This window comes from Nonomuraea sp. ATR24 (assembly GCF_041950485.1).
Lineage (GTDB): Bacteria > Actinomycetota > Actinomycetes > Streptosporangiales > Streptosporangiaceae > Nonomuraea > Nonomuraea ceibae.
This window is the reverse complement of record NZ_JBGNUU010000025.1, coordinates 90,626-116,344: the sequence shown is the minus strand read 5'-3', so window position 1 is coordinate 116,344 and position 25,719 is coordinate 90,626. Positions and strand designations below refer to the sequence as shown.

The window sequence follows — 25,719 nt, the reverse complement described above, 5'->3', positions numbered from 1 at the left end:
AAGGTTAGTGCGCCCCACAGGCCACTGGGGTCACCGGCGCACACCCTGTGGAAAACTCCGGGAACCTTCGGGTCACTCCGCTTCGCGCGGCGGCGTGACGTCGGCGCCGGGCGAGTCGGCGCCCTTCTCAGTCGAGCCCTCGACCGCCGTGGTCGCGTGGCCGCCGAACTGGTTGCGCAGCGCCGCCACCACCTTCATCGCCGGCGAGTCGTCCTGGCGGGAGGCGAACCTGGCGTAGAGCGCGGCGGTGATCACGGGCAGCGGGACCGCGTGGTCCACGGCAGCCTGGACCGTCCAGCGGCCCTCGCCGGAGTCCTGGGCGTAGCCGCGCAGCTGCTCCAGCTTCTCGTCGTCGTCCAGCGCCCGCACCAGCAGGTCGAGCAGCCACGAGCGGATCACCGTGCCGGTGCGCCAGCTGCTGAAGGAGCCCCGGACGTCCTTGACGACGTCGGAGGCCTCCAGAAGCTCCCAGCCCTCGGCGAACGCCTGCATCATGCCGTACTCGATGCCGTTGTGGACCATCTTCGCGAAGTGCCCAGCGCCGACGTCGCCGGCGTGGACGAAGCCGTCCTCGCCCTCGGGCTTGAGCGTCTCGAAGATCGGCATCAGCCGCTCGACGTGGGCCTTGTCGCCGCCGCACATCAGCGCGTAGCCGTTCTCCAGGCCCCACACGCCGCCGCTCACGCCGCAGTCGACGAAGCCGATGCCGCGGGTGGCCAGCTCGGCGGCGTGCTTCTGGTCGTCGACGTAGTGGGAGTTGCCGCCGTCGATGACGATGTCGCCCTCGGACAGCAGATCGCCGAGCTCGTCCACGGTCTGCTGGGTGGGCTTGCCGGCCGGCACCATGACCCAGACGACCCGGGGGGCGCTGAGCCGCTCGGTCAGCTCCTTGAGGCTGCCGACGTCGCTGATCGCGGGATCGCGGTCGTAGCCGACGACGTCGTGGCCGCCGCGGCGCAGCCGCTCGGCCATGTTGCCGCCCATCTTGCCCAGTCCAACCAAGCCGATCTGCATGGTGCCCTACTACCCCCTTGTGAGGCTTCCATCATCCCCGACGCGGATTTCAGCCTGACAGGCGGATGGGCATGATCAGGTAACGGTAGTCGGGGGCCCCGTCACCTTCCACAGGCTTGCCCCCGGTGAGGATAGCGGGCTTGGTGGACGTGGTCATCTGGAGCCTGGCGATGTCGGAGTCGATCGCGCCGAGACCCTCCAGCAGGAACTGGTGGTTGAAGGCGATGTTCATCTCGTCGCCGTCGTAGTCGACCGGCAGCGCCTCGACGGCCTGGGCCTCGTCGCCGCTGCCCGCCTCCAGGACGACCTCGCCGCTCCTGAACGCCAGCCGCACCGGGGTGTTGCGCTCGGCGACCAGGGCCACGCGCTTGACCGCCTCGACGAACGGGCCTGTGGACAGGTCGGCGCGGGCGGAGAACTCGGTCGGCAGCAGCGAGCGGTACTTGGGGAACTCGGGGTCGAGCAGGCGCGTGGTGGTGCGGCGGCCGGCGCTGGAGAAGCCGATCATGCCTTCGCCGGTGCCTCCGGCGGAGCTGAGCGCGACCTCGACCTCGGCGCCGGTGCCGCCGAGCGCCTTGGCGGTGTCCGCGAGCGTCTTGCCGGGGATCATCGCGATCGCCGAGAAGTCGGGCTGGCCCGGCTGCCACTTGAGCTCGCGCACGGCCAGCCGGTAGCGGTCGGTGGCGGCCAGGGTGACCGTGTCGCCCTCGATCTCCATCCGCACGCCGGTGAGCATGGGCAGCGTGTCGTCACGACCGGCGGCGACGGCGACCTGGCTGACGGCGGAGGCGAACACGTCGCTGCCGACACGGCCGGCGGCGGGCGGCATGGCCGGGAGCGACGGGTAGTCCTCCACAGGCATGGTGAGCAGGGTGAAGCGGGCGCTGCCGCACGTGACGACCGCCTTGGCTCCGTCGACGACGAAATCCACAGGCTGTGCGGGAAGCGCGCGGGTGATCTCGGCGAGCAGCTTGCCGGAGACCAGGACCACGCCGGGCTCACCGGTGTGGAGCTCCAGCGTGACCTCGGCGGAGACCTCGTAGTCGAAGCCGGACAACTTGAGCTTCTGCTCCTCGGTGACCTCGAGGCGCATGCCGGCGAGGACGGGGACCGACGGCCGTGCGGGAAGGCTGCGTGCCGTCCATGCCACCGCCTCAGCGAGGACGTCTCGCTCGATTCGGAACATCACGGTGATCAGCCTCCTGGGTCGTCGATGAATCTTGAGTGTCTCGTCTCCCGCACCTGAGATCCGGGAGAACCCCTCTATGGGTCTTGAGTTTCTTCTTAAGAGATAAGTGAAGTCATCACACTAGGGGCGGTGGATAGTGTGGATAACCCGCGTCTTCCCTGCTCAGCGCCCCTGTTTTCATCCACCGGGGCTGTGGGTGACGCCTGGGGGTAACTTTCGCGGCTGTGGACGGGGATTCTTCGCCCACAGGCCATCCCCAGATCTTGGTGCCTTCGTCCACCGGTTATCCACGAGGTTTCCACAGGTTATCCACGGGGTAGAGACCCCTCTTTTGGAGCCCCAGATCGACTGTGCACAGGGCGTCCACAGGTCATCCACATGTTGTCCCCAAGTTGTCCTCAGGATGTCCCCAGGGTTATCCCCAGCCGTTGTGCGGAATTTTTCTGGGCAATATGGGGCGTACGACGGGCCTCTTCCGACGTTTTCCCAGATCCACAGTGTTTTCCACAGGCTGTGCATAACGACTAGGCCCCGGGCGATGTCTGCTTGATACGCATTGTTAGCTCGTTGACCTGGTTGTACATCGACCTTCGCTCCGCGATGAGCGAGCGGATCTTGCGCTCGGCGTGCATCACGGTGGTGTGGTCACGGCCGCCGAACTGCTGGCCGATCTTGGGCAGCGACAGCTCCGTCAGCTCCCGGATCAGGTACATGGCGATCTGCCGGGCGTTCACCAGCGCCCTGCTGCGCGAGCTGCCGCACAGGTCGTCGATGCTGATGCCGAAGTACTCGGCGGTCTTCGCCATGATCGTGGCGACCGTGATCTCCGGCCCGGAGTCGGAGGTGATCAGGTCCTTCAGCACGACCTCGGCGAGCTGGAGGTCGACGCCCTGCCTGTTGAGGCTGGCGAACGCGGTGACCCTGATCAGCGCGCCCTCCAGCTCCCGGATGTTGGTGGAGATCCGGCTGGCGATGTACTCGAGCACCTCGGGCGGCGCGGCCAGGCCCTCCTGTATGGCCTTCTTCCTCAGGATGGCGATCCGCGTCTCCAGCTCGGGCGGCTGGACGTCGGTGATCAGGCCCCACTCGAACCGGTTGCGCAGCCGGTCCTCCAGCGTGATGAGCTGCTTGGGCGCCCGGTCGCTGGAGATGACGATCTGCTTGTTGGCGTTGTGCAGCGTGTTGAAGGTGTGGAAGAACTCCTCCTGCGTCTGCTCCTTGCCCTCCAGGAACTGGATGTCGTCCACCAGCAGGATGTCGATCGCCCGGTAGCGTCCGCGGAAGCCGTCGGCCTTGTGGTCGCGGATGCTGTTGATGAAGTCGTTGGTGAACTCCTCGGAGCTCACGTATCTCACCCGCGCGCCGTCGTACAGGCTCTGCGCGTAATGCCCGATCGCGTGCAGCAGGTGGGTCTTCCCCAGCCCCGAGTCGCCGTAAATGAAGAGGGGGTTGTACGCCTTCGCGGGGGATTCGGCGACGGCCACGGCCGCGGCGTGGGCGAAACGGTTGCTGGCTCCGATGACGAATGTCTCGAATGTGTACTTTTGGTTGAGTCTGGCCGGTTCGCTGGGCTTGTTGCTCTTGGCCTCCCACCTGTTCTGGGTGGGCTCCGGCGCCTTTTGCACAGCGGGCTGTGCCTGTTCAAAAGTGAAGGCAGGCTGTGGATATTCGGTGGACGACTGCGTCGGCTCGGGCTGTGGAGAATAGAACTGCGGAGGCTCGGAAGCCTGGTAGTGCTGGGACGACGGCCCCTGGGGATAGCGCGGCTGGGGGTCCGGGCTCTGGGGATAATTCTGAACCACAGGCTGTGGATGAAGGTCCTGCATCGGCTGCTCGGGAGCCGTCGTGTCGATCATCACGGCCAGCCGCATCGCCCGGCCGAGCTCCTGGGAGAGCGCGTGCGCCACGAGCGGCCGCAGCTTGCCCTCGATGAGGTCCTTCAGGAAGTCGTTGGGGACGCCCAGCACGATCGTGTCGTCAGCCAGGGCGATCGGGCGGACCATGGAGAGCCACGTGCGCTGCTGGACCGGCACGTTCTCGTTGAGAAAGTTGCCCAGCGCCCTCTTCCATACCGTGTCGAGGTCGACACCGTTCATGGTGCGGCTCCCCCTCCTCCCTGTCGCGGCCCCCCGCGATCGTTCATCCACCCGCGTGGTCGTCCACACGCGTGTTTATCCACATCGGGGACTCGCCGCGGCGGCGGCCGGCCCCTGTCGTCCACAGCGCCGCGCCCGGGCTGGATGCCCAGGATCTCCACAGGTGATCCACAGGTTGTGCACAGCCTGAAGTGGCTCCGAAAGGCCCGACAGTATCTTCGTGCACAGCTGTGTTCAAGACGTTGTCCACAGCCTAGCGGTGCCTGGGTGCACATACTGTGGACGTCCCGGGGGCGGTGGAAAAGTCGCCTGTGGATACGTGGATAACCAGTTCCGGTTTGACCTGGGCCGCTCTGCCCCGTACCGTACGGAGGTCGGTCTGTCGCGCGACGGCTATTTCGCGTGCCTCGCTAACTCGGCAGGCCAGCCATGTGTGTTCAGCGCCTCGTGCGCACCTTCAAGCCTGGAGCCCACCCGTGAGCAAGCGTACTTTCCAGCCGAACAACCGTCGCCGCGCGAAGACCCACGGCTTCCGGCTGCGGATGCGCACCCGGGCCGGTCGCGCCATCCTCGCCGCTCGCCGCCGCAAGGGTCGCGAGAAGCTGTCGGCCTGACCGTCCTGCGCGTGATCGTCCGCCCGCCGGTGCACTCCGCCGGCGGGCGATAGGCGTATACGGTGCTTTCCCGACAGTCCCGCATGCGGCGCGGGGAGGAGTTCAAGGCGGCCATCAAGCGCGGTAAACGCGCGGGCCGCCCCACCCTGGTGGTGCATCTCACCATTTCAGGGGAAGGGACACCTCTGGTGGGTTTTGTAGTGAGCCGAGCCGTCGGAGGCGCGGTCGTCCGCAACAAGGTCAAGCGTCGGCTTCGACACCTGATGCGAGACCGTCTCCACCGGCTTCCGAGAGGTAGCCTGCTTGTGGTACGCGCCAACCCCCCGGCCGCGTCAGCGCGATCCGAGCACCTAGCCGCCGAGCTCGACCTCGCGCTCGACCGTTTGCTCAGGCGGCGCGAGTCCTCGACGGATGGACGGAGATGACGGAGCAACCGCTAGGGACAGCGAGCCTCCCCGCTCGGGTGCTGCTCGTGCCCATTCGGTTCTACCGGGCGTTCATCAGCCCGATGCTCGGTCCACGCTGCCGTTTCTACCCGTCCTGCAGCGCGTACGGGCTCGAGGCGATAGCCGTTCACGGAGCATTGCGCGGCACATGGTTGACTGTCCGGCGCATCGGGCGGTGCCACCCATTCCATCCCGGAGGTATAGACCCGGTGCCCCCACGCCCGGTTCGGTCCCACGAAACGCAAGGGAGATAGCTCGGTGGAGCTGTCCTGGCTGAGCTGGCTCTATGAAGCCGTAGCCTTCGTCATCACCTGGATCCATACGGGTTACAGCACCTTCCTGAACCCGGATAGCGGCCTGACGTGGTTGCTGACCATCGTCACGCTCACCGTGCTCATGCGGATCCTCATCTTCCCGCTCTTCCTCAAGCAGATGCGGTCCTCCAAGAAGATGCAGGAGCTCGCCCCCAAGGTGGCGGAGCTGCGCAAGCGCTACAAGAACGACAAGCAGCGCATGAACCAGGAGGTCATGGCGCTCTACCAGGGCGCCGGGGCCAACCCGCTCGGCGGCTGTCTGCCCATCCTGGCCCAGTTCCCCATCTTCATCTCGATGTTCACCGTGCTGCAGGCCATGGCCAACGGCCGCGCGGTGTACGGGATGTCGCCGGAGCTCGTCGCCAGCGCCCGGGCCGCGCACGTCTTCGGCGCGCCGGTGCCGGCCACCTTCTTCATGTCCGACCAGGACATCATCGCGCTCGACGCCGTGCCGCTCCAGACGAAGATCGTCCTGGGCATCTTCGTGGCCGTCAGCTCGCTGACCACGTTCCTCACCGTCCGGCAGAGCGTCACCCGGTCCATGGCGCAGATGCCCGACAACCCCATGGCGCAGCAGCAGAAGCTGCTCATGTACATCTCGCCGCTGTTCGCCTTCTTCAGCCTGAACTTCCCGCTCGGTCTGATCATGTACTGGGTGACCACCAACGTGTGGACGCTCGGTCAGCAGCACTGGTTCTACAGCCGCAACCCGATGCCCCAGTTCGACGCCAAGGGCAACGTGATCCCGGTCAAGACGAAGCCCAGCCTCATGGCCAAGCTTCGCAAGACTCCCGAAGAGGAGCCCCCTCCTCCGCCTCCTGCGCCTAAGATCGTCAGGAACCAGCCCAGCCGCCAGTCCCGTAGCAAGCGCACCGGCAGCAAGAAGTCGTGATTACGAAGGAGAGGCCGGCCATGACCGAGGCCGAGCAGGAGAAGGCTCCTGACATCAGCGCGCTCGAGCAGGAGGGCGAGATCGCGGCTGACTACGTCGAAGGCCTCCTCGACATCGCCGACATCGACGGTGACATCGACATGGACGTCGAGGGCGACCGCGCGATGGTCTCCGTCGTCGGGCTCAAGGGCACCGAGTTGATCGGCCCCTCCGGTGAGGTGCTGGAAGCGCTCCAGGAGCTGACGCGGCTGGCCGTCCACCGCCAGACGGGGGAGCGGTCCCGCCTGATGCTCGACGTCGGCGGCTACCGCGAGCGGCGCCGGGCCGAGCTCACCAAGCTCGGCACCGAGATGGCCAACCAGGTCAAGGACCGGGGCGAGCCCAAGCCGCTGCAGCCGATGACGCCGTTCGAGCGCAAGATCGTCCACGACGCGGTGGCCGCCGCCGGGCTCCGCAGCGAGTCCGAGGGTGAGGAGCCCAACCGTTACGTGGTGGTCCTGCCCGCCTGACCGGCCCACGACCCGCCCGGCCGCCAGCCGCCTCGTGCGCCTGGCGGCCGTTCGCGTTTCGAACGCCTTTTCGATGCCCATGAGGCGGCGCGCTCCAAGGCTCCGTTCAGGGCATCCCGCTAGTCTTCGACAGTGCGATCTCCCGCCTAGCCTGGGGGGAGCATCCCGAATCCTTACGAAAGGGCCATCACAGCAGTGAGCGACGAGCTGCCGCCCCCGCCGGACATCGCGCGGGACGTCTTCACCGGCGACGCCTGGGACCGGGCGGAGGCGTTCGCGGAGCTGCTGGCCGGCCCCGGCGTCGTACGCGGGCTGCTCGGTCCGCGCGAGATCCCGCGCATCTGGGACCGCCACCTGCTCAACTGCGCCGTCGTCGCCGAGGCCATCCCGCCGGACGTGCGCCTGGTCGACATCGGCTCGGGCGCCGGACTGCCGGGGCTCGTGCTGGCGATCGTCCGGCAGGACATCACGGTCACCCTTCTCGAACCGCTGCTGCGCCGTACCGTCTTCCTCCAGGAGTGCGTCGAGACCCTCAAGCTGGACAACGTCGAGGTGCTGCGCGGCCGGGCCGAAGAGCTGGCGGGCAAGCGCGTCTTCGACGTGGCCAGCGCCCGCGCCGTGGCGCCGCTCGACCGGCTCCTGAAGTGGGCCATGCCCCTGCTGCGCGAGGGCGGCGAGCTCATCGCCATGAAGGGGGAGCGCGCCGCCGAAGAACTCGCCGAGGCTGAGCCGCAATTGCGCGCCAGCGGGGCGACAACGGCCGAGCTTGTGACCGTCGGGCACGGTAAGGTCGAGCCGCCTGCAACATTGGTTCGGGTGATAGCGGGTCGCCAGCCGGAGCACAGCAGGCGGCGACGAAGGAGGTGACGGTCGTGCCGGTCGCTCAGAGCGGTCTTGGCTGGCCGGACAGCCGTCTGTCCGAGAGCCCCCGAGGGGTCGGCTGGCCCGGATCGGGCGTTTCGCGACAGCAGATTCCCGGCTCCGATAAGCCACGGGTTGAAAGGATGGCGACCGTGACCAAGACCCCCCTGAACCCAGGTGATTCTCCGTTGGTACGAGAGGCGCTCAACTCAGTGGTTTCACGTGAAACACCTACCGCTCAGCTGCCCACCCAGACGGACACCGGCCAGGACTCGTGGCCCAAACCCGCCAAGTGCCGCGTGATCGCCGTTGCCAACCAGAAGGGTGGTGTCGGCAAGACCACGACGTCCGTCAACATCGCCGCCGCCCTGTCGATGAACGGCGAACGCGTCCTGGTCGTCGACCTCGACCCCCAGGGCAACGCCTCCACCGCCCTGGCCACCGAGCACCGTGGCGACATCCCCGACGTCTACCAGGTGCTCGTGGACGACCTGCCCATGGCGGACATCGTCAAGCAGGTCCCCGACATGCCCAACCTCTACTGCGCCCCGGCGACCATCGACCTGGCCGGCGCCGAGATCGAGCTCGTCTCCCTGGTCGCCCGCGAAGCCCGCCTCCGGCGTGCCCTCACCGCCTACGACGCGCTCGACCTCGACTACATCATCATCGACTGCCCGCCGTCGCTCGGCCTGCTCACGGTCAACGCGCTCGTGGCCGCGGACGAGGTCATGATCCCCATCCAGTGCGAGTACTACGCGCTGGAGGGCCTCGGGCAGCTCCTGCGCAACGTCGACCTCATTAAGGCGCACCTCAACCCCACGCTGCGCCTGTCCACGATCGTCCTGACCATGTACGACGGCCGCACCCGGCTGGCCTCGCAGGTGGCGGACGAGGTCCGGGCGCACTTCGGGGACACGGTGCTCAACACGGTCATCCCGCGCAGCGTCCGCCTGTCCGAGGCGCCCAGTTACGGGCAGTCGGTCATGACGTACGACCCGGGCTCCAGCGGTGCGATGGCCTACATGGACGCCGCCCGCGAGATCGCCCACCGCGCCCTGGTCTAACCCCGACCGGGGCTTCCCCATCGAGGACCCCTGCCCCGGTCTCCGCCCTCCGGTTTCCGGTTTCGGCGCTCGGTCTCGGCCCCCGGCCTCCCGCCTCCGGTGCCCGCCGTCTGCCGCTCTCGGCTTGCCGCCCGTTGCACCCGTCGCATGCGTCGCGTTTGTCCGTCCGTCGCGTGCGCCCCGGTCGCCCCTCCCGGTCTCGTCGCCCGCCGCCTGCTGCCTGCCCCGCCGGTCGCCCGCCGGCGGGGCGCCGACTGCCGGTCTCCCGCTGCACTGCTCGCGCCCGCCGACCGCCCGTCTCCCTCTGCACTGGTCGCGCCCCTGCACTGGCCGCGCTCGCCGCGCCAGCCCTTCGCCGCGCCGCGCCGCTCGCCGCGCCGCGCCGCTCGCCGCGCCGGCCGCTCGCCGCGCTGATCGCGCTCGCTGCACTGGTGGTCTCGCTGGTCGCGCGCGCCGGATCACTCGTCGCCGCCGCCGGCCGCCCGTCCCGGTCGCTCGTCGCCCGCCGTCGACTGCCCCGCGTGCGGCCGCCACCGACTGACGGTCGCCCGTCGGCGGGGCCATCGGTGAGCCGCCGACCGCCGGTCGCCCGCCGCACTGGTGGCGCCCGCCGGTCTCCCGCCGCGCCCGCCGTGCCCGCCGCGCTGGACGCGCTGGACGCGCGCTCCCGGGGTTACTCGTCACCCACCCGCCGCAGCTGGCCGAGCCTGTCCCGGTCGCCCGTCCTCCGCGTACCGTCCCGGCCGCGTCCTCCCGCACCCGTCCTCCCGCACCCGTATCCCAAGATGAGGAGCGAGCCCCGCGTGAGGGTCGAGTGCGCCCTTCCACCGAAACGGGCGGACGGGGACGCTACGTACGGCCGGGGGAGGGGCGCCGGTGCGGTGCTTTGTCTCATTGACGGCATGACGGTGCAAATCCGGTGGGACTGCGTGTGGCGAGGAGACACCCGGTCGGGTGGTCAACGGTAACCTCTCCTGGAGTGAACGGGTTCGGCCGGGTGAATGAGGAGACGCAGTGAGCCAGCAGCGGCGGGGATTGGGCAAGGGGCTCGGAGCGCTCATTCCGACGGGCCCCATTGTCGACGGCACGGGAACGGTTGCCCCCACGAACGGTGCGGCGACCGACGCAGGCCCGAAGCCGGTGGCGGGCGCGTACTTCCACGAGGTGCCCCTGGACGCCATCGTCCCCAACCCGCGCCAGCCCCGTGAGGTCTTCGACGAGGAGCGGCTCAAGGAGCTGCAGGCGTCGATCAGCGAGGTCGGCCTCCTGCAGCCGATCGTCGTACGTCCGGTGGGCGGCGGGCAGTACGAGCTGATCATGGGGGAGCGGCGGCTGCGGGCCTGCAAGCTGGCCGGTCTGGAGCAGATCCCCGCCATCGTCCGCAACACGCAGGACGACGACCTCCTGCGTGACGCCCTCATCGAGAACCTTCAGCGCGAACAGCTCAACCCCCTGGAAGAAGCCGCCGCCTACCAGCAGTTGCTGGACGACTTCCAGGCCACCCACGACCAGCTCGCGACAAAGGTCGGCCGCTCCCGTTCACACATCACCAACACGCTGCGCCTGCTCAAGCTCCCGCCGGAAGTTCAGCTGAAGGTGGCCGCCAACACGATCTCCGCCGGCCACGCGCGGGCGCTGCTCGGCTTGGAGAACCCCGAGGATCAGATCCGGCTCGCCACCCGCATCGTCGCCGAACTGCTCTCCGTACGAGCGGTCGAGGAGATCGTCGCGCTCGGCAGCGCGCAGGCCGCCCCTGAGAAGCCCACTCGCGAGCGCAAGACGGCCAAGCCCACCGCCCCCGGCCTCACCCACCTCGCCGACCGCCTCTCGGACCACTTCGAGACCAAGGTCAAGGTAGACCTGGGTCGCCGCAAGGGCCGCATCGTCGTGGAGTTCGCCACGATCGACGACCTTGAGCGCATCATCGGTACCATGGCCCCCGAAGCCGCCCGCGCCATGCGCGAAGCCGAGAGCTGACCCTGTTAGCCGGTGTTTCACGTGAAACACCGGCACCCGGCTTCTCGCCGAAGGACGCGGTCACGGTTTCACGTGAAACACGGCCGCCGTTACGCCACTCGCCTCATAGGGGCTCGGTTTCACGTGAAACATCGCAGCGCACCGCCCGTGGCAATCCCGCACGCTTGCCCGCCGCGATCCGCGCCCTGCGATCACGATCCACGCCTCGCGGTCACGGCCCTCGCCCTGCGACACGGTCCGCTCTTTGCGACACAGTCCGCTCCTTGCCGTCACGGTCCTCGCTTCCGCCGCCGCGATTCGCGCCCTGTCATACGTCTGCCCTAGCGGCGCAATGCCGCCAGGCGTGTTGTGCGCGACCTAGCTCCGCTTGCGCGTGTGGGCGTTGCATTCCTCCGCAGAGTTGACCCTTGCCTGTAAGTGGCGGGGACCTGAACGCGCCCACCCCCTCCCCCTTAGTTGGGCAGCGGGCTGGTTTCACGTGAAACGTGGGGGAGGTGGTTTCACGTGAAAGCGTGGAGGCGCGTCAGGAGGCGGCCTTGCGGAGGGCGTCCAGGAAGGCGTCCACGTCGGCGGGGGTGGTGTCGTAGGAAGTCATCCAGCGGGCGATGCCGGTGGACTCGTCCGGCGGGAGGAGCAGGAAGTGCTCCTGGAGGGCGGCGGCGACGGCAGGGGGAACAGTGGCGAAGACGGCGTTGGACTCGACCGGGTACGCCAAGGTGATCTGCGGGATGGAGGCGAGGCCGTCGGCGAGGCGGGCGGCCATGGCGTTGGCGTGGGAGGCGTTCCGGCGCCAGAGGTCGTCCGTGAGGAGAGCGGAGAGCTGGGCGGAGACGAAGCGCATCTTCGACGCCAGCTGGAGGGACTGCCGGCGGAGGTAGGGGACGGCTTCCGTGAGCGTGGGGTCGAGGACGATGACCGCTTCCGCCGCCAGGGCGCCGTTCTTGGTGCCGCCGAAGCTGAAGACGTCGACGCCTACGTCCGTGGTGATCGCGGACAGGGAGCAGTCGAGGTAGGCGGCGGCGTTGGCCAGGCGGGCGCCGTCGACGTGGAGGCGCATGCCTGCCGCGTGGGCGGCGTCGGCCAGGGCGGCTAGTTCGGCGGGGGAGTAGCAGGTGCCGAGTTCGGTGACTTGGGAGATGGAGACTACGCGTGGCTGCGGGTCGTGGTGGCTGCCGAGCGTGGAACGGGGGCCGGACAGGTCGTCGGGGCGGAGTTTGCCGTCCGGGGTGGGGATGGTGATGAGCTTCGCGCCGAGGAGGCGTTCTGCGGCGCCGGTCTCGTGGCTGGCGATGTGGGCGGTGGCCGGGCAGACGACCGCGTCGTAGCGGCCGAGCATGAGGGCGAGGCCGACCATGTTGGCGCCCGCGCCGTTGAGGACCGGGAAGCCTTCCGCGCGGGGGCCGAACACGTCCTTGATGTGACGGCCGAAGGCGGCGGTCCAGGCGTCTTCGCCGTACGCGGGGGCGTCGCCGTGGTTGACGGCGGTGATGGCGTCGAGGATGGCGGGGTGCACGCCGGCGTGGTTGTCGCTGGCGAAACTCTTGAGGTAGGTGGGCTCGATCACCCCGCCAGGTTACGCACCGCCGCGTGAGCCACCACGCCGCCGCCCCGGTACCGTGGGGCCCTGCGGGTTGCGGGGGTCCTTACGAAGCTCTGGGTCTCCGGTGCCTGCGAGTCCGCCGTTGTCCCCGGCGCCGGGCTTCCCGTGCCGGGCTTCCCGTGCCGGGCTTCCCGTGCCGGGCTTCCCGTGCTGGACTTCCCGCGCTGGGGCCACCCCCGCGCTGGGCGCCCCCTGACCCGTGAGGTGCACGGGCCGGTCGGGTTCTGGGCGCTATAACCCCGCGCCCCGCTATCCCCAGGCCGGGCTGTCCCCGCGCCCGCCGTCCCGGGCTGCGCTATCCCCGGCGCCGTGTGGTCCGGCCCGCGAGGTGCCCGGACAGCGCGGCCCCTGGCCCGTGAGGTGCCCGAGCCGTGAGGCGACTGGCCGTGAGGTGGCTGGCCCGTGAGGTGGTTGGCCCGCTTGGTGGTTGGCCCGTGAGGTGACTGGGCCCGAGGTGGCTGGGACGCGCGGCCCCTTGCCTGCGAGGCGGCTGGGCTGCGAGGCGACTGGGCCGCACCATCCCTGGACCCTGAGGCAGCCGGGGCCCCGCCGTCCCCGGGCCGCGATCACCGGGCCGCGAACACCGGGCCGCGCGGTCGCTGGCCCATGTGGTGGCTGGGCCGTGCGGCGCTGGGTCTACCACGGTCCCCACGTGTTGGGTCGTCGGGTTGTTGCAGTTCTGGGTGCGGGGCAGCTCTGCGGAGTGTCGGCTGGGGACAGCGGGGCGGAGAGAGGGACCGGAGGAGCGGCTGGGGGGATGGTGGGGCTGCCAGGGGCGTGGGCAGCCAGGGGCATGGGACTGCCCGGACGTGGGGCAGCAAGGGGCATGGGGCCGCTGGGGGAGTGGGGCGGGAGGCTGGTCCGGTTAGCGGGGAGTGCGGGTGGCGGCGTTTTGGAGGAGGATGCGGCAGAGTTCGCCGAGGTCCTGGCCCGCGGCTTCGGCTGCCATCGGGAGGAGCGAGGTCTCCGTCATGCCGGGGGCCACGTTGACTTCCAGGAAGTGCGGGCGGCCGGCGGCGTCCACGATGAGGTCGGTGCGGGAGATGTCACGCAGGCCGAGCGCCGTGTGTGCGGTCACGGCGGTCTCGGCGCAGGCTGACGCCGCTTCGGAGGAGAGCCGGGCAGGGGCGAAGAACTCGGTGTGCCCGGCGGTGTAGCGGGCGGCGTAGTCGTACACGCCCTCGTCGGGCACGATCTCCACGGCGGGGAGCGCGACGGGGCCGTCACCGAAGTCGACGACCGAGACCGCCACCTCGATGCCCTCGATGTAGCACTCGATGAGCGCCGTGTCGCCGTAGGCGAAGCAGCCGACCATGGCGGCGGGCAGTTCCTCGGCGGTGCGGACGATGGACGCGCCGAGCGCGGAGCCGCCGCGGGCGGGCTTGACGAACAGGGGGAGGCCCAGGTGCTCGACGATGCGGCCCAGGACGGCCGTGGCGCCGAGGTCGTGGAAGGTCTCCTTGGGCAGCGTGACCGAGTCGGGGGTGCGCAGGCCGACGGAGCGTACGACGGCCTTGGCGGTGGGCTTGTCGAAGGCGACGCGGCAGGCGTCGGGGTCGGCGCCGACGTACGGGACGTTGAGGAGCTCCAGGACGGAGCGGATGGCGCCGTCCTCGCCGGCGCCGCCGTGGAGGGTGACGAAGACGGCCTCGGGCGGGTCGGCGAGGATGGACGGGACGAGCGACGCGTCGGTGTCGCGGGCCTCGACGTCGATGCCGGCCGCACGGAGCACCTCGCTCACGCGGCGGCCCGAGCGCAGGGAGACCTCCCGCTCGTAGGAGAGACCTCCTGCCAGCACCAGCACGTGGCCCAGTTCGCTCATCACTTCTCCTCCGCTGACGGCACGCTGTCCAACCGTACCGGGGTGGGAGGTGAGGGCGGCACGCAGGACAACCGTACAGAGGGGGTGAGGGCGGCACGCCGTTCGACCGTACAGAGGAGGTAAGGGCGGCACGCCGTTCGACCGTGCCGGGGACGTGGTGCTTCGAAAAGGAAGGAGGGGAGCCGGTCGGGCTCCCCTCCAGGGGTCAGGCGAGGTCGGGGCCCGGGGTGTCGACGCCGGCGTGGCCGCGGGCGGAGCCGGTGCCGAACGTGTCGCGGAGCTGCATCTCCTGCTCGATCACCCCGGCGAGGCGGCGGACGCCTTCGCGGATGCGGTCGGGCTCCGGGTAGCAGAACGACAGCCGCATGTGGCGCGCCCCGCTCCCGTCGGAGAAGAACCCGGTGCCGGGCACGAACGCCACCCGCTCGGCGACGGCGCGCGGCAGGATGGCCTTGGAGTCGAGGCCCTCCGGCAGCGTCGCCCAGACGAAGAAGCCGCCGGCCGGCCGGGTCCAGGTGACCTCGGGCGGCATGAGCGATTCGAGCGCGCCGAGCATGGCGTCGCGGCGTTCGCGGTAGAGCTCCTTGAACGTCTTGATCTGCTCCTGCCACGGCTGCGTGGCCAGGTACTGGCCGACGGCGAGCTGGGTGAACGAGGAGTGTGACAGCACGGCCGACTCCATCGCCAGCACGAGCTTGTCGCGGATGGCGTGGGGCGCGAGCGCCCAGCCGACGCGGAACCCGGGGGCGAGGGTCTTGGAGAACGAGCCGAGGTAGACGACCCCGTCGGCGTTGTCGGCGCGCAGCGCGCGCATGGGTTCGGCGTCGAAGCCGAGGAGTCCGTACGGGTTGTCCTCGACGATGAGCACGCCGGCCCGCTGGCAGATGTCGAGCACCTGCTGCCGCCGGGCCATGTTGAGCGTGACGCCGCCGGGGTTGTGGAAGGTCGGGATCGTGTAGAGGAACTTGATCGGCGCCCCGGCGGTCTCCAGCGCGTAGATGGTCTGCGCCAGCGATTCGGGCACGATGCCCTGATCGTCCATGGCGATGTGCACGACCTTGGCCTGATAGGCGGCGAACGTACCCAGGGCGCCCACGTACGAGGGGCCTTCGGCCAGCACGACGTCACCCGGGTCGATGAAGATGCGGGTGATCAGGTCGAGGGCCTGCTGGGAGCCCACGGTGACGACGACGTCGTTCGCCCCGGCGTGGATTCCTTCGAGGCGCATGACGTCGCAGATCTGCTCGCGCAGATGCGGGTCGCCCTGGCCGGAGCCGTACTGCAGCGCGACCGGGCCGCGCCGCGTGACGAGCTCGGAGACGAGCTCGCCGACCATGTCGAGGGGAAGGGCCGTGACGTACGGCATGCCGCCCGCGAGCGAGACCACCTCGGGCCTCGACGCGACGGCGAAAAGAGCTCGGATCTCGGAGGCGACCATCCCGGTAGCTCGCGCGGCGTACCGATCGACATAGGCGTCGATGCGCGACCCTTGGGTCGCGGGCGTCTGACCGTGATCCTGCTCTGCTGTCACGGCCCACCTCCTAGGTGAGTGCTATCCGAGATACCAGATTACGCCAGCCGGACATGTCGCCCGTGACCGGGCTGACCGTCGTGGTACCCGCTGGCGTGACCGTCACTGGGCTACGATGCCAGCTGGGGACGCGGTTTTCGCGCGCTTTTCCGGGTCAACGATTGGGGCCGTAGTTGTCGCGTCGGCTGGTCAACATCACCCTGGACAATGTGGAAGATCTCCCTCGCCGCTGCCGCCGGTGCGTTTTCTGGGAGCTGGATCCCATGAGCGGGGAGCGGGCGGTGGAGTCGGGGGACCCTGGCCTGGAGAAGGAGGCCTGGATCTCCGGCACGCTGCTGGAGTGGGGGAGCTGCGGCAAGATCGTCTATGTGGACGGCGTGCCGGCGGGGTTCGTGCTCTACAGCCCGCCGCTCTACACGCCGCGTTCGGGCGCCTTCCCCACGTCGCCGGTGAGCGCCGACGCGGTGCTGCTGATGACGGCGCACATCATCCCGGAGTTCTCGGGCGGCGGGCTGGGCCGGATGCTCATCCAGGGCGTGGCCAAGGATCTGACGAGGCGCGGCGTGAAGGCCATCGAGGCGTTCGGCGATCTGAAGTGGGAAGAGCCTAGTTGCGTGGTTCCGGCGGAATACTTGCTTTCTGTGGGCTTTAAGACCGTTCGTCCGCATTTGCGGTTTCCGCGGCTTCGGCTGGAGCTGAAGACCGCCGTCTCCTGGCGGGAGGACGTCGAGGTGGCCCTGGAACGCCTCCTGGGCTCCATGAGCCCCGAGCGTGCCCTCCGACCCGTCTGACCCGCCACGAGCCCCGCAGAAGGCCGTACAAACGCATGCGAAAGCCCCCTGCGACCGCAGGGGGCTTTCGCATGGAGCGGGAAGGACCTAGATGATGCCCTCGAGCTCGCGCAGCAGCATGGCCTTCGGCTTGGCGCCGATGATCTGCTTGACGAGCTCGCCGCCCTTGTAGACGTTCATGGTCGGGATCTGGAGCACCCCGGCCTCGCGCGGCACGTTGGGGTTCTCGTCGATGTTGAGCTTGACGATCTCGAGCTTGTCACCGTGCTCGTTGGCGATCTCCTGGAGGATGGGCGCCACCTGACGGCACGGGCCGCACCACTCGGCCCAGAAGTCCACCAGCACGGGCTTGTCGCTCTTGAGGACGTCCGCCTCGAACGAGGCGTCGGTTACTGCCTTCACGGATGGGCTCCCTTACTTCTCGTTGTTGGCCAGCCAGCGCTCGGAGTCGAGAGACGCCGAGCAGCCGGTGCCGGCCGCGGTGATCGCCTGGCGATAGATGTGGTCGACGACGTCGCCCGCGGCGAACACGCCGTCGATGTTGGTGGCGGTCGTGGGGGAGGCGACCTTCACGTAGCCGTCCTCGTCGAGGTCGATCTGCCCCTTGACCAGGTCGGTGCGCGGGTCGTGGCCGATGGCCAGGAACAGCGCGTCGGTGGCCAGCTCGGACTCCTCGCCGGTCTTGACGTTGCGCAGCTTGACGGCCTCGACCCGGTTCTCGCCCAGGACGTCGATGACCTCGGTGTCCCAGATGAAGCGGATCTTGTCGTTCGCGAACGCCCGATCCTGCATGATCTTGCTGGCGCGCAGCTCGTCACGGCGGTGCACGACGGTCACCATGCGGCCGAACCGGGTCAGGAACGTGGCCTCCTCCATCGCGGTGTCGCCACCGCCCACGACCACGATGTCCTTGTTGCGGAAGAAGAAGCCGTCGCAGGTGGCACACCAGGAGACGCCCCGGCCGGACAGGCGCTTCTCGTTCTCCAGGCCGAGCTCGCGGTAGCCGGAGCCCATCGCCAGGATGACCGACTTGGCGTAGTAGGTCTTGTCGTACGTCTTGATGACCTTGGGGTTGGCCTCCAGGTCGACCTCGACCACGTCGTCGGCCACGAGCTCGGCGCCGAACCGCTCGGCCTGCTTGCGCAGGTTGTCCATCAGGTCGGGGCCCATGATGCCGTCGGGGAACCCGGGGAAGTTCTCCACGTCGGTGGTGTTCATGAGGGCGCCGCCCGCGGTCACCGAGCCCTCGAAGACCAGCGGGTTCAGCTCGGCGCGTGCGGAGTAGACGGCCGCGGTGTAGCCCGCCGGGCCCGATCCAATGATGATCACGTTACGAACGTCGCTCAACGCTCCCACGCCTTCCTCTTCTGCTGTTGCCAGTCGCGTCAACAGATCCTAGGCCGCAGTGATTCCCGCCCCCCACCCGCAACGCGAAAGAGCCCGCCGAAGCGGGCTCTGACGTGGGAAGAAGGCTGCTACCAGCGGCCCATGGCGGGCTTGCGCAGGTTCTTGCAACTGAACGGGTCGACGACGTCGATGCGGATCCGCTTGGCGGCCTTCGACTTCCTCGACGCCATGACGATGGCTTCCTGGCCGTTGTACTGGCCCTGGTCCACGGCGAAGACGCTGAACTTGGTGCGGCTGGTCAGCTTGCCGACGCACTTGTCGGCCTGCTCGGCCTCGGACGGCCCCTGGATGATCGGGGCCGGTGCGAGGAACTTGCCCAGTGGCAGCGCCAGGTTCTCGTCACTGTAGTTGTGCTGGCTGTCGGTCAGCGCGTATGCCCTGGCCCGTACCGGCACCTCGGTCGGCGTCGTCACCGCGGGGGCGGCCGAGCTGGCCGCGATCACCGATGGAGCGACCGTGCCCCCTCCCGAGGCGAGCAGCCCGGTCGAGACGACCGCCGTGCCCACGACCGCCGCCGCCGCGGCAGCCGCCACGGCCGGCACCGCCCACCGTGGGCGTCGCGCGCTGCGCCGCCTGGCCGGGACGATCGTGCCGTCGTCGGCGACCACCCCCAGCCGCACCGGCTCGGGCGCCGGCTCGTCGGAGGCCGCGACCGCGGTCTTCTCCCAGGGGGAGTCGCGCATGAGCTCGTCCCAGTCGGGCGCCTGCGCGAGGCCGACGCCTCCGCGGGACGACCCGGCCTCGGCGGCCAGCGCCTTGTCGATGCGCAGTGCGACACCCATCGGCATGGCCGGTGTTGGGGTCGCCGCGAGCACCTCTCGAACCGCCGCGAGGTCTGCCAGTAGCTCCCCACAGGGGTCGCAGACCGCGAGATGCTCGCGGACCTGGCGGGCCTGGCCGGCGTCTAGGAGACCCTCGGCCAAATCGGCCAGGGTATCCAGATCGTAGTGCGTATCACCCGTCACGAAGTTCTGCTCCCTTCGCGGATGAGACGCGACTGAGGTCCGATCGGTTCCGCAGATGCGAAAGAATCGGGGCAAGTTTCGCGCGTCCTCTCGCACACCTGCTTTTCACCGTACCGCTGGGCACTTCGAGCACCTGAGCTGCGTCTTCGACGGAGTAGCCCATCATGTCCACCAGGACGAGGGCGGCTCGCTGGTCGGCGGGCAGCAGCTTGAGCGCGGCCGAGACCTCCATGGAGACCTCGCGCTCAAGGGTCTGATCGGGCCCCGGCGTCTCGCGTTCGGCGGCCTCGATGAGCTCGTCGTCGGCCACCGGGCGCACCGACTTGCGGCGCATCCGGTCGAGGCAGGCGTTGACGACGATGCGGTGCAGCCAGGTGGTGACGGCGGCCTCGCCGCGGAACGTGGCGGCCTTGCGGTAGGCGGAGACGAAGGCGTCCTGGACGGCGTCGGCGGCCTCGTCGGGGTCGCCGAGCGTGCGCAGGGCGACCGCCCACATGCGATCACGGTGCCGCTTGACGATCTCGCTGAAGGCGTGTGGATCCCCGTTGATGTGCGCGGTCAGCAGCTCGGCGTCGCTGACCGCGGGCCGATCCGCTGCTGAAGGTGTCTCGGGTGGGGAGTTCACAAGAGGGATTCCTGATTATGCCGATCCTGGAGAATGCACCACTACTTCATAGATGGTGCCATGAAACTTGCCTGCATCCGCCGGAAGACGCGTAAACCAGATCAAAACGTACCGACCGCTTGCGGCCTGATCAGGCTTGAACGTCACCTTTCCGGAGGCGTTCTCCTCGCGGGCGACGGTCTTGAGCGACGACAGGTCGGGACTGTCGCCGACCTTGAGCTCGACCTCGGCCCCCGAGGCGTCGGCCAGCGTAGCGACCACGTCGCTGATCTGCCGGGACTTGCCCAGGTCGAGAAGAAGCCCGACACCGTCCTTGAGATTGCCCAGCTCGGCGTTGTTGTAGTTGTCGGTCTTCCAGAAGGTGCTCGGCTTGCCGTCGATGGTCAGCGCGGCGAGCTCGGCCTTCTCCTCCTTGTCGCCCAGCGGGTCGAAACCGGTCGCCTTCTCCGGCTTGACCGCCTGGACCCGCGCCGGCGCGGACGCCTTGGAGCTGGGCGAGGGGTCGGCCTCACGGGTGCCGGGACTGCCCAGGCTCCGGCCTATCGTCCAGGCGCCGACGCCCACGGCCACGATCACCAGCAGCACCACGACCGTCATGAGCACCCGGCCGAGCACGCTGGGGCCCCCTCGCGGGGGCATGGTGCTGTGGACGACCTGCGGGCGCTGCATGGTGGCGGGCCCCTGCTGCCCGGTGTCGGGACCCTCCGAGCGGGAGGCCGTCGTCACCACCGACGGCGGCGACGAGTCGTACGGGATCGGGATCGGCATGGGCCTGGCCACGCCCGACAGCGACTCGGCGAGCTCCGCCGGGCTGGCGAGCGCGCCCTGGCCCCGGCGCGACTCGGGCAGGCACGCCCGGACCGTCACCGTGTCGAGATAGCTGGGCACCCCGGCGGTGACCTGGCGCGGGGTGCAGAAGTGCCCGTCGTTCATCGGGGCGGCGGGCAGGCCGCCCTCCTCCTCGTCGCCGGGCCAGTGGCCGGTCAGCCCGGCGTAGAGCAGCCGGCCCAGCCCCTCGGCGTCGTCGAGCGCCGGCTGGTCGGTCGTCAGGCCGGACAGCGCGGCGTCCACCGCCACGCCCAGCACCTTGACCGTGTTGCCGGTGGTCCACACCAGGTGCTCGGGCCGCAGGCACAGGTGGTAGAGGCCGGCCTCGTGGGCATGGGTCAGCGCCTCGGCCGCCTCGGCGACCAGCCCGGCGGCCCGCTCGGGGTCCAGCGGCCCCCCGGACAGCAGGTCGGCCAGCGTGTCACCGGTGACCCACTCGCTGACCACGTAGGAGCGCCCGTCGTCCTCGGCGGCGTCGAACACCTGGGTGAGACGCGGGTCGGTGAGCCGGCTCGCGGCGCGGGCGGCGGTGACCACCTCGTGCACACGCGGGAACTCGGGGGCGAAGGTGAGAACCCCGACAGGACGGGCAAGGATCTCGTCGATGGCCTTCCAGAATGTGGCGCCTTCGGACTCGCTGACCCGGTCCTCAAGTCGGAAGCGCGAGGACAGGCGCGTGCCCGGCTCGACGGCAGATGTGCTCACTGGCTCTCTCCGCTCGGCCGTACAGGCGTGCGCATGACTCGGCTCGCCTGCGTGCTGTCCCACGTAGGCACGCTATGCCGGGTGGATCCGCCCACGCCCCTCCTGCTTCCATTCGCGCGTGTCGGTCACCATGCTAGTGCCAGCGCCTCCGCCGCCCGCGCCCTTTATCGGCGTACCCTCCCCGCGACCATCCCAACGATGGAGCTGACCTCCGGAATCCGCATCCGGTGCGCCACGGCCAGATAGAGCAGCATCCCCAGGCCACCGCCCACGGCGAGAGTGATCACCGAGTTGAGGAAGTCGGGCCTGCCGAAGATCTCCTGCATGCTCCAGACGGCCGCCAGGGCGAGCACGGCGGTGGGCAGCGAGGCCAGGTACATCCTGGTCATCGCCATGCCGACCTGCCAGCCGCCCAGCCCTCCGACCCGACGGCTGGCCAGGACCCACGCCACGACCGTGCCCAGCGCGTAGGCGACGGCGTAGGCGAAGGCGAGCCCCATGACCGAGTAGGCGGGCGGCAGCAGCGCGTGGAAGAGCAGCATCAGCACCGCGTTGAGCGCCGTCGCGCCGGCTCCGACGAACACGGGAGTACGGGTGTCGCCGAAGCTGTAGAAGACCCGCAGCAGGAGCTGGAAGAGCGAGAACGGCACCAGCGCCAGCCCGTAGACCTGCAGCACGTTGCCGATGTAGACGGCGTTGGCCACCGTGTTGGAGCCGTGGCCGAACAGCGGCACCGTGATCGCCGGCCCGAGCACCATGAGCAGCAGCGACACCGGAACCATGATCGAGCAGACCAGCCGCACGCTCGACCCGAACTCCGAGCGCACCTCGTCGAACCGCCCATCGGCGACGGCCCGGCTCATCCTGGGCAGCATCGCGGTGATCACCGAGACGCCGATGATCCCGTACGGGAGCTGGAAGAGCTGGAACGCCACCGTGTAGGCCGAGATGCCGTGGCTGGGGAAGGCCGCGGCGGCGGAGCTGGCGAGGTTCAGCGTGAGCACGAGCCCGAGCTGGGTGACGATCACGTAGCCGATCGTCCAGATGCCGGCCTTGGCCATCTCGCCGAGCCTGGCGTTGCGCACGTCGAAGCGGGCCACGAAGCGGAAGCCGGCCCGCTTGAGCGCCAGGACCAGGACGGTGGCCTGGGCCACGATGCCGGCGGTGGTGCCGAGGCCGAGCAGGGCCAGCTCGCCGTTGGTGACGTTGCCGACGCCCTTGTCGCCCACGATCACCAGGTAGGCGACCAGCACGCCGATGACGACCAGGTTGTTGACTACCGGCGCCCACATCGGCGCGGCGAACCGGTCGCGGGTGTTGAGGATGGCCCCGGCCACCGCGCCGATGCCGAAGAAGGCGAGCTGCGGCAGGATGAACTGGGCCAGCCGGACCGCGACCTTGTACTCGTCGGAGCGATGGTCCCAGACGGTGTAGAGGTCGATGAGCAGCGGCGCGGCGAGCACGGCGGCCGCCGCGACGACGATGAGCGCGACCGTCGACAGCGTCAGCAGCCGCTGCTCGTAGGCGCGTCCGCCGTCGGGGTCGCTCTGCTGGGCGCGGACGATCATCGGCACCACGACGCTGCTCAGCACGCCGAGCAGCAGCAGGTCGAGGATGCTGTAGGGGATCGCGTAGGCGGTGTTGTAGGCGTCGCCCAGGAGCGAGGTGCCGATCGCGGTGGTCAGCACGACGGTCCGGATGAATCCGGTGGCCCTCGACACCATCGTGCCCGCGGCCATGATGGCGCTGGCACGGAGCATGCGGCTCATCGGCTCTCACTTTCGCGTGACTTGGCGGCCCGCGCCGTGCGCCGCTCGGATCGGCGCCTGAGCACCCGGGTCGCCACCGCGGCCAGCATGACCGTCAGCGCGGCCCCCACGATGACCAGCGCGATCCCGGTGTAGCCGGTGGTGCGCACGATCAGCTTGACCGGCTCCCCGTAGGGGGTGCCGTCGGCGGTCAGCAGCCGGACGGTCACCGTGGCGTCGCCGCCGCCCCCGGAGGTGTTGACGGTCATCGGCACCTGCACCGTGCCGCTCTGGTCCGCGCCGATCGTCAGCGGCTCGCGGTGCTTGACCTGCAGCAGCTCGCGGTCGTTGGAGGTGACCTCGACGAACAGGGAGATCTGGGCGGTCAGCGAGTTCTTCACGCTGATGGGCACCACGCCGTCGCGCCCGGCCAGCGTGCGCGGCCGGTCGGGGCCGGCGCCGGTGATCTCGACCTTGTCGATGCGCTTCTCGACCTCGGCGCTCACGTCCTTGACGACGGCGCGGCCGGTCTTCTGGCGGCCCCGCCAGGCCGAGGAGGCGAGCCGGAGCACGGCGGCGTCGAAGTCGGAGCCGGCGCTCGCGGTGACGAGCCCGGTGACCCTCGCCTGGCCGGCGACCTCCTTGACGGCGGCCAGGTATTTGGCGCCGAGCTCCTGCTTGCGGTCCTGGTGGGTGTAGGTGAGGCCGGCGCGGGGCACCTGGGTGCGGGTCGCCTTGATCGAGTCGAGCGGCGTGAGCGACAGCCAGGGCAGCTTGCCCGCGGTCCTGAGCAGGGTGGTGACGAGCGTCGGGCTGGGGTTCCAGCGCCGGGACGGGGCCACGACCAGCGACCTGGGCTGTGTCTGGCCGGGCTCGGCGGAGATCGTCGCGGTCTCGGCGACCAGGCGCTGCTTGCTCAGCACCGTCGAGCCGCCGGCGTCCGGCTCGAAGACGCGGCTCAGCTCGGCGTCGGCGGTCAGCGCGGTGACCGGCCCCATGACGCTGTAGAGGGTGCTCGCCGCGTCGGGAGTGACCGGCACGGGGGCCTGGGGCGGCAGGTTGGCGGCGTCGAGCAGGACCCGGTCGATCCGGGCCACGTTCGGCTCGCCGACGGCCAGCAGGTCGAGCGCGTCGGCGTCGAGCCGGCCGTTGGCCGGCCAGTAGGTGGACGTCTTCACGTCGCGCTTGACGAGCCGGGTGGCCTCCTTGGCGCCCAGCGCCAGCGCCCGTCCGGCGAGGTCGTCGAGGCCCTGGTGGGCCAGCGCCGTCACGTCGGGATCCGCGTACGGGGTCGCGATGACGGGGTTGTCGGCCAGCGCGGCGCGCATGGAGGTCAGCCAGGCGGCGGCGGCCGGGTCGGCGGCCCGCTCCTGGGACTCGCCCTTGACCCGGAACTTCCTGGTCATCGCGTCGGCGTCGGCGAACAGCGCGGGGTCGACGACCCAGGTGACGGACGCGGGCGCGGCCTCGGCGATGCGCGCCAGGTCGGACAGCCGGCCCTTCTCGGTCATCGAGGCGGTCAGCTTGTCGTCGACGAACGTGCCGTCGTCGGCCCGGTGCGGCTGGTCGACGACCGGCAGGACCACGGACAGCCGGTTGCGCACGGGCTTGGCCGGGGTCGGCGGCGCGTAGGTGAGGAACGTGCGCTGCGAGGCGAGCTGCACGGTGTCCCACTGCACGACCTCGACGGCCAGCGGGTAGGCGCCGAACTGCGTGAGCTGGAACTGGGCGGGCGTCATCGTCAGCTCGAACGTCTGCGAGGCGTTGGCGGCCAGCTCCGGGATGACCATGCTGGACTGCGAGGAGACGTTGGGCGGCTGGGTGAGCGTCGTCTGGTCGGCCTGGTAGGCGCTCATGCTCGCGCGGTCGGTGAAGCGCTGGCTGGAGTAGCGGACGCGCACCCGCAGCCCGGGCAGCGCGGTGCCGCCGGCGTTGTGCACCCGCCCGGTGACCTTGATCTCGGTCGCCCGCTCGGTGGCGTAGTCGGGCGTGATGGAGGTCAGGGTCAGCTCGACCCCCTGCCTGCTCGAGATCGCGGCAGCCGCGCCGGGCGCCACCGCCACCGAGGGGGCGAGCAGCGCGGCGGAGAGCACGGCGAGCAGCGCGGCCTTACGGATCACGCGTCTGCCCGAGCTGGATTACGACGCACGCCCGCAATGGTACGGGCTCAGTGCCGCGGCGCGACCGCCTCCAGGGCTCCGCGGCCCCGTAGATCCACGGTCTTGCCCGCCACGAGCGCGAGCAGGTCCAGCGCGCGCATGGTGAGAGCGGTGTGGCGGTCCCCGGTCGCCGTGTGGACGGGTTCGGTGTCGGCGTCCAGCCGGTCGTCGACGAGCACCGGCAGGTCCTCGGGCAGCAGCAGCGGGCTGACCAGCCCGGCCGCGTAGTCGGTCGCCGCGTTGACGAGGTGCGCCGGGGCGGGACGCACGTTGCGGACGCCGAGCAGGCCCCCCACCGCGCCGGAGGGCGGCGGCGTGGCGACCGTGGAGACGACGGCCACGACGAACTCGCGCCCGACCCGCGGGGCGACCTCGAACACCGTGACCGCCACGCACCGTTCAGGCGCGGCCGGGATCGCGCCGGGTAGTTCCTCCGCGCGAGTCATGGGGCGCGGAAGGCGTACGATCTCATGGTGGACCTGGTGTGTGAGGAGCCAGCGGTGGATCGCGAGGGCGTCCTTCATAAGACCTCCTTGCCTCGTTCCATGGCGCCGTCGGTCCC

At 69.8% G+C, this 25,719-nt stretch carries 23 protein-coding genes and 1 pseudogene; 9 read left to right on the top strand and 15 right to left on the bottom strand.

The genetic code is table 11. The features are described from left to right. Positions 1 to 72: 72 nt before the first annotated feature. The 3 genes from gnd to dnaA all read right to left on the bottom strand — a co-directional run bounded on the left by gnd (position 73) and on the right by dnaA (position 4,299). Entirely contained in the window at positions 73 to 1,014 is a 942-nt protein-coding gene (gene gnd, locus ACBI99_RS39530) for a phosphogluconate dehydrogenase (NAD(+)-dependent, decarboxylating) (RefSeq protein WP_219504353.1), read from the bottom strand. 49 nt (positions 1,015 to 1,063) lie between these two features. Beyond that, on the bottom strand, positions 1,064 to 2,203 hold the full coding sequence (dnaN, locus tag ACBI99_RS39525) for a DNA polymerase III subunit beta (protein WP_219504355.1): 1,140 nt from the start codon (positions 2,201 to 2,203) through the stop codon (positions 1,064 to 1,066). Positions 2,204 to 2,727: 524 nt separating this feature from the next. Next, positions 2,728 to 4,299 carry a chromosomal replication initiator protein DnaA gene (gene dnaA / locus ACBI99_RS39520; RefSeq protein WP_375074798.1) on the bottom strand — a complete coding sequence of 524 codons (1,572 nt, stop codon included), beginning with the start codon at positions 4,297 to 4,299 and terminating at the stop codon, positions 2,728 to 2,730. 476 nt (positions 4,300 to 4,775) lie between these two features. On the opposite strand from dnaA, the gene rpmH reads away from it, so the two are divergent. From rpmH to ACBI99_RS39480, 8 genes are all read left to right on the top strand, one after another. Further along, complete coding sequence (gene rpmH / locus ACBI99_RS39515) at positions 4,776 to 4,913, top strand: 50S ribosomal protein L34 (RefSeq protein ID WP_043614899.1); 138 nt, start codon at positions 4,776 to 4,778, stop codon at positions 4,911 to 4,913. Positions 4,914 to 4,975: 62 nt separating this feature from the next. Next, positions 4,976 to 5,338, top strand: coding sequence for a ribonuclease P protein component (gene rnpA, locus ACBI99_RS39510; protein ID WP_219504361.1), 363 nt, complete (start codon positions 4,976 to 4,978; stop codon positions 5,336 to 5,338). Beyond that, a complete protein-coding gene (gene yidD, locus ACBI99_RS39505) occupies positions 5,335 to 5,613 on the top strand; it encodes a membrane protein insertion efficiency factor YidD (protein ID WP_219504364.1) in 279 nt (92 codons plus the stop codon). The genes rnpA and yidD overlap by 4 nt, the downstream gene beginning before the upstream one ends. Before the next feature lie 4 nt (positions 5,614 to 5,617). Further along, complete coding sequence (yidC, locus tag ACBI99_RS39500; RefSeq protein ID WP_219504366.1) at positions 5,618 to 6,565, top strand: membrane protein insertase YidC; 948 nt, start codon at positions 5,618 to 5,620, stop codon at positions 6,563 to 6,565. A gap of 20 nt (positions 6,566 to 6,585) precedes the next feature. Then, complete coding sequence (locus tag ACBI99_RS39495; protein WP_219504368.1) at positions 6,586 to 7,074, top strand: R3H domain-containing nucleic acid-binding protein; 489 nt, start codon at positions 6,586 to 6,588, stop codon at positions 7,072 to 7,074. Between the two features lie 195 nt (positions 7,075 to 7,269). Further along, positions 7,270 to 7,941: a 16S rRNA (guanine(527)-N(7))-methyltransferase RsmG gene (rsmG, locus tag ACBI99_RS39490; RefSeq protein ID WP_219504370.1), complete on the top strand. Its 672-nt coding sequence runs from the start codon at positions 7,270 to 7,272 to the stop codon at positions 7,939 to 7,941. Between the two features lie 137 nt (positions 7,942 to 8,078). Next, positions 8,079 to 8,999 (top strand): ParA family protein, encoded by a 921-nt coding sequence (locus ACBI99_RS39485; protein ID WP_219504372.1) that lies wholly within the window; start codon positions 8,079 to 8,081, stop codon positions 8,997 to 8,999. 1,014 nt (positions 9,000 to 10,013) lie between these two features. Continuing rightward, a complete protein-coding gene (locus ACBI99_RS39480) occupies positions 10,014 to 10,976 on the top strand; it encodes a ParB/RepB/Spo0J family partition protein (protein ID WP_219504374.1) in 963 nt (320 codons plus the stop codon). A gap of 523 nt (positions 10,977 to 11,499) precedes the next feature. On the opposite strand, the gene ACBI99_RS39475 is transcribed toward ACBI99_RS39480, so the two are convergent. From ACBI99_RS39475 to ACBI99_RS39465, 3 genes are all read right to left on the bottom strand, one after another. Further along, positions 11,500 to 12,540, bottom strand: a complete 1,041-nt coding sequence (locus ACBI99_RS39475) for a threonine aldolase family protein (RefSeq protein ID WP_375074797.1) — start codon at positions 12,538 to 12,540, stop codon at positions 11,500 to 11,502. Positions 12,541 to 13,441: 901 nt separating this feature from the next. Further along, a complete protein-coding gene (locus tag ACBI99_RS39470) occupies positions 13,442 to 14,398 on the bottom strand; it encodes a D-alanine--D-alanine ligase (RefSeq protein WP_219504378.1) in 957 nt (318 codons plus the stop codon). Positions 14,399 to 14,603: 205 nt separating this feature from the next. Next, positions 14,604 to 15,836, bottom strand: a complete 1,233-nt coding sequence (locus tag ACBI99_RS39465; RefSeq protein ID WP_246644667.1) for a PLP-dependent aminotransferase family protein — start codon at positions 15,834 to 15,836, stop codon at positions 14,604 to 14,606. A gap of 266 nt (positions 15,837 to 16,102) precedes the next feature. Here ACBI99_RS39465 and ACBI99_RS39460 point away from each other — a divergent pair, with 266 nt between their 5' ends. After that, entirely contained in the window at positions 16,103 to 16,720 is a 618-nt protein-coding gene (locus ACBI99_RS39460) for a GNAT family N-acetyltransferase (protein ID WP_375074796.1), read from the top strand. An 87-nt stretch (positions 16,721 to 16,807) separates the two neighbouring features. Here the strand turns inward: ACBI99_RS39460 and trxA are convergent, their stop codons facing one another. The 9 genes and pseudogenes from trxA to ACBI99_RS39415 form a co-directional block, all read right to left on the bottom strand. Further along, the gene (gene trxA / locus ACBI99_RS39455) at positions 16,808 to 17,122 is read right to left on the bottom strand and encodes a thioredoxin (protein ID WP_219504385.1); all 315 of its coding nucleotides are present in this window, start codon (positions 17,120 to 17,122) and stop codon (positions 16,808 to 16,810) included. 12 nt (positions 17,123 to 17,134) lie between these two features. Next, positions 17,135 to 18,067, bottom strand: coding sequence for a thioredoxin-disulfide reductase (gene trxB, locus ACBI99_RS39450; protein WP_219504387.1), 933 nt, complete (start codon positions 18,065 to 18,067; stop codon positions 17,135 to 17,137). Positions 18,068 to 18,195: 128 nt separating this feature from the next. Further along, positions 18,196 to 18,909 carry a hypothetical protein gene (locus tag ACBI99_RS39445; protein ID WP_246644567.1) on the bottom strand — a complete coding sequence of 238 codons (714 nt, stop codon included), beginning with the start codon at positions 18,907 to 18,909 and terminating at the stop codon, positions 18,196 to 18,198. A gap of 81 nt (positions 18,910 to 18,990) precedes the next feature. After that, a pseudogene (locus tag ACBI99_RS39440) lies at positions 18,991 to 19,092 on the bottom strand (hypothetical protein); the annotation flags it as partial. Continuing rightward, a complete protein-coding gene (gene sigM, locus ACBI99_RS39435) occupies positions 19,082 to 19,717 on the bottom strand; it encodes an RNA polymerase sigma factor SigM (protein WP_219504391.1) in 636 nt (211 codons plus the stop codon). The gene sigM and the pseudogene ACBI99_RS39440, both read right to left, overlap by 11 nt. 15 nt (positions 19,718 to 19,732) lie before the next feature. Continuing rightward, positions 19,733 to 21,250, bottom strand: a complete 1,518-nt coding sequence (locus tag ACBI99_RS39430; protein ID WP_219504392.1) for a protein kinase family protein — start codon at positions 21,248 to 21,250, stop codon at positions 19,733 to 19,735. A gap of 164 nt (positions 21,251 to 21,414) precedes the next feature. Continuing rightward, a complete protein-coding gene (gene murJ / locus ACBI99_RS39425; RefSeq protein ID WP_357592557.1) occupies positions 21,415 to 23,019 on the bottom strand; it encodes a murein biosynthesis integral membrane protein MurJ in 1,605 nt (534 codons plus the stop codon). Then, the gene (locus tag ACBI99_RS39420) at positions 23,016 to 25,118 is read right to left on the bottom strand and encodes a hypothetical protein (protein ID WP_375074795.1); all 2,103 of its coding nucleotides are present in this window, start codon (positions 25,116 to 25,118) and stop codon (positions 23,016 to 23,018) included. The genes murJ and ACBI99_RS39420 overlap by 4 nt, the downstream gene beginning before the upstream one ends. A gap of 47 nt (positions 25,119 to 25,165) precedes the next feature. Beyond that, positions 25,166 to 25,681, bottom strand: coding sequence for a YbaK/EbsC family protein (locus ACBI99_RS39415; RefSeq protein WP_357592559.1), 516 nt, complete (start codon positions 25,679 to 25,681; stop codon positions 25,166 to 25,168). Positions 25,682 to 25,719: the final 38 nt, after the last annotated feature.

Excerpts from the sequence above, each read along its gene's own strand:
- ACBI99_RS39415 (WP_357592559.1), bottom strand. The coding sequence starts at position 25,681 with ATGAAGGACGCCCTCGCGATCCACCGCTGGCTCCTCACACACCAGGTC.
- ACBI99_RS39445 (WP_246644567.1), bottom strand. The coding sequence starts at position 18,909 with ATGGGTGTCGCACTGCGCATCGACAAGGCGCTGGCCGCCGAGGCCGGG.
- ACBI99_RS39485 (WP_219504372.1), top strand. The coding sequence starts at position 8,079 with ATGGCGACCGTGACCAAGACCCCCCTGAACCCAGGTGATTCTCCGTTG.
- ACBI99_RS39470 (WP_219504378.1), bottom strand. The coding sequence starts at position 14,398 with ATGAGCGAACTGGGCCACGTGCTGGTGCTGGCAGGAGGTCTCTCCTAC.
- dnaA (WP_375074798.1), bottom strand. The coding sequence starts at position 4,299 with ATGAACGGTGTCGACCTCGACACGGTATGGAAGAGGGCGCTGGGCAAC.
- gnd (WP_219504353.1), bottom strand. The coding sequence starts at position 1,014 with ATGCAGATCGGCTTGGTTGGACTGGGCAAGATGGGCGGCAACATGGCC.
- ACBI99_RS39495 (WP_219504368.1), top strand. The coding sequence starts at position 6,586 with ATGACCGAGGCCGAGCAGGAGAAGGCTCCTGACATCAGCGCGCTCGAG.
- murJ (WP_357592557.1), bottom strand. The coding sequence starts at position 23,019 with ATGAGCCGCATGCTCCGTGCCAGCGCCATCATGGCCGCGGGCACGATG.
- ACBI99_RS39465 (WP_246644667.1), bottom strand. The coding sequence starts at position 15,836 with ATGGTCGCCTCCGAGATCCGAGCTCTTTTCGCCGTCGCGTCGAGGCCC.
- yidD (WP_219504364.1), top strand. The coding sequence starts at position 5,335 with ATGACGGAGCAACCGCTAGGGACAGCGAGCCTCCCCGCTCGGGTGCTG.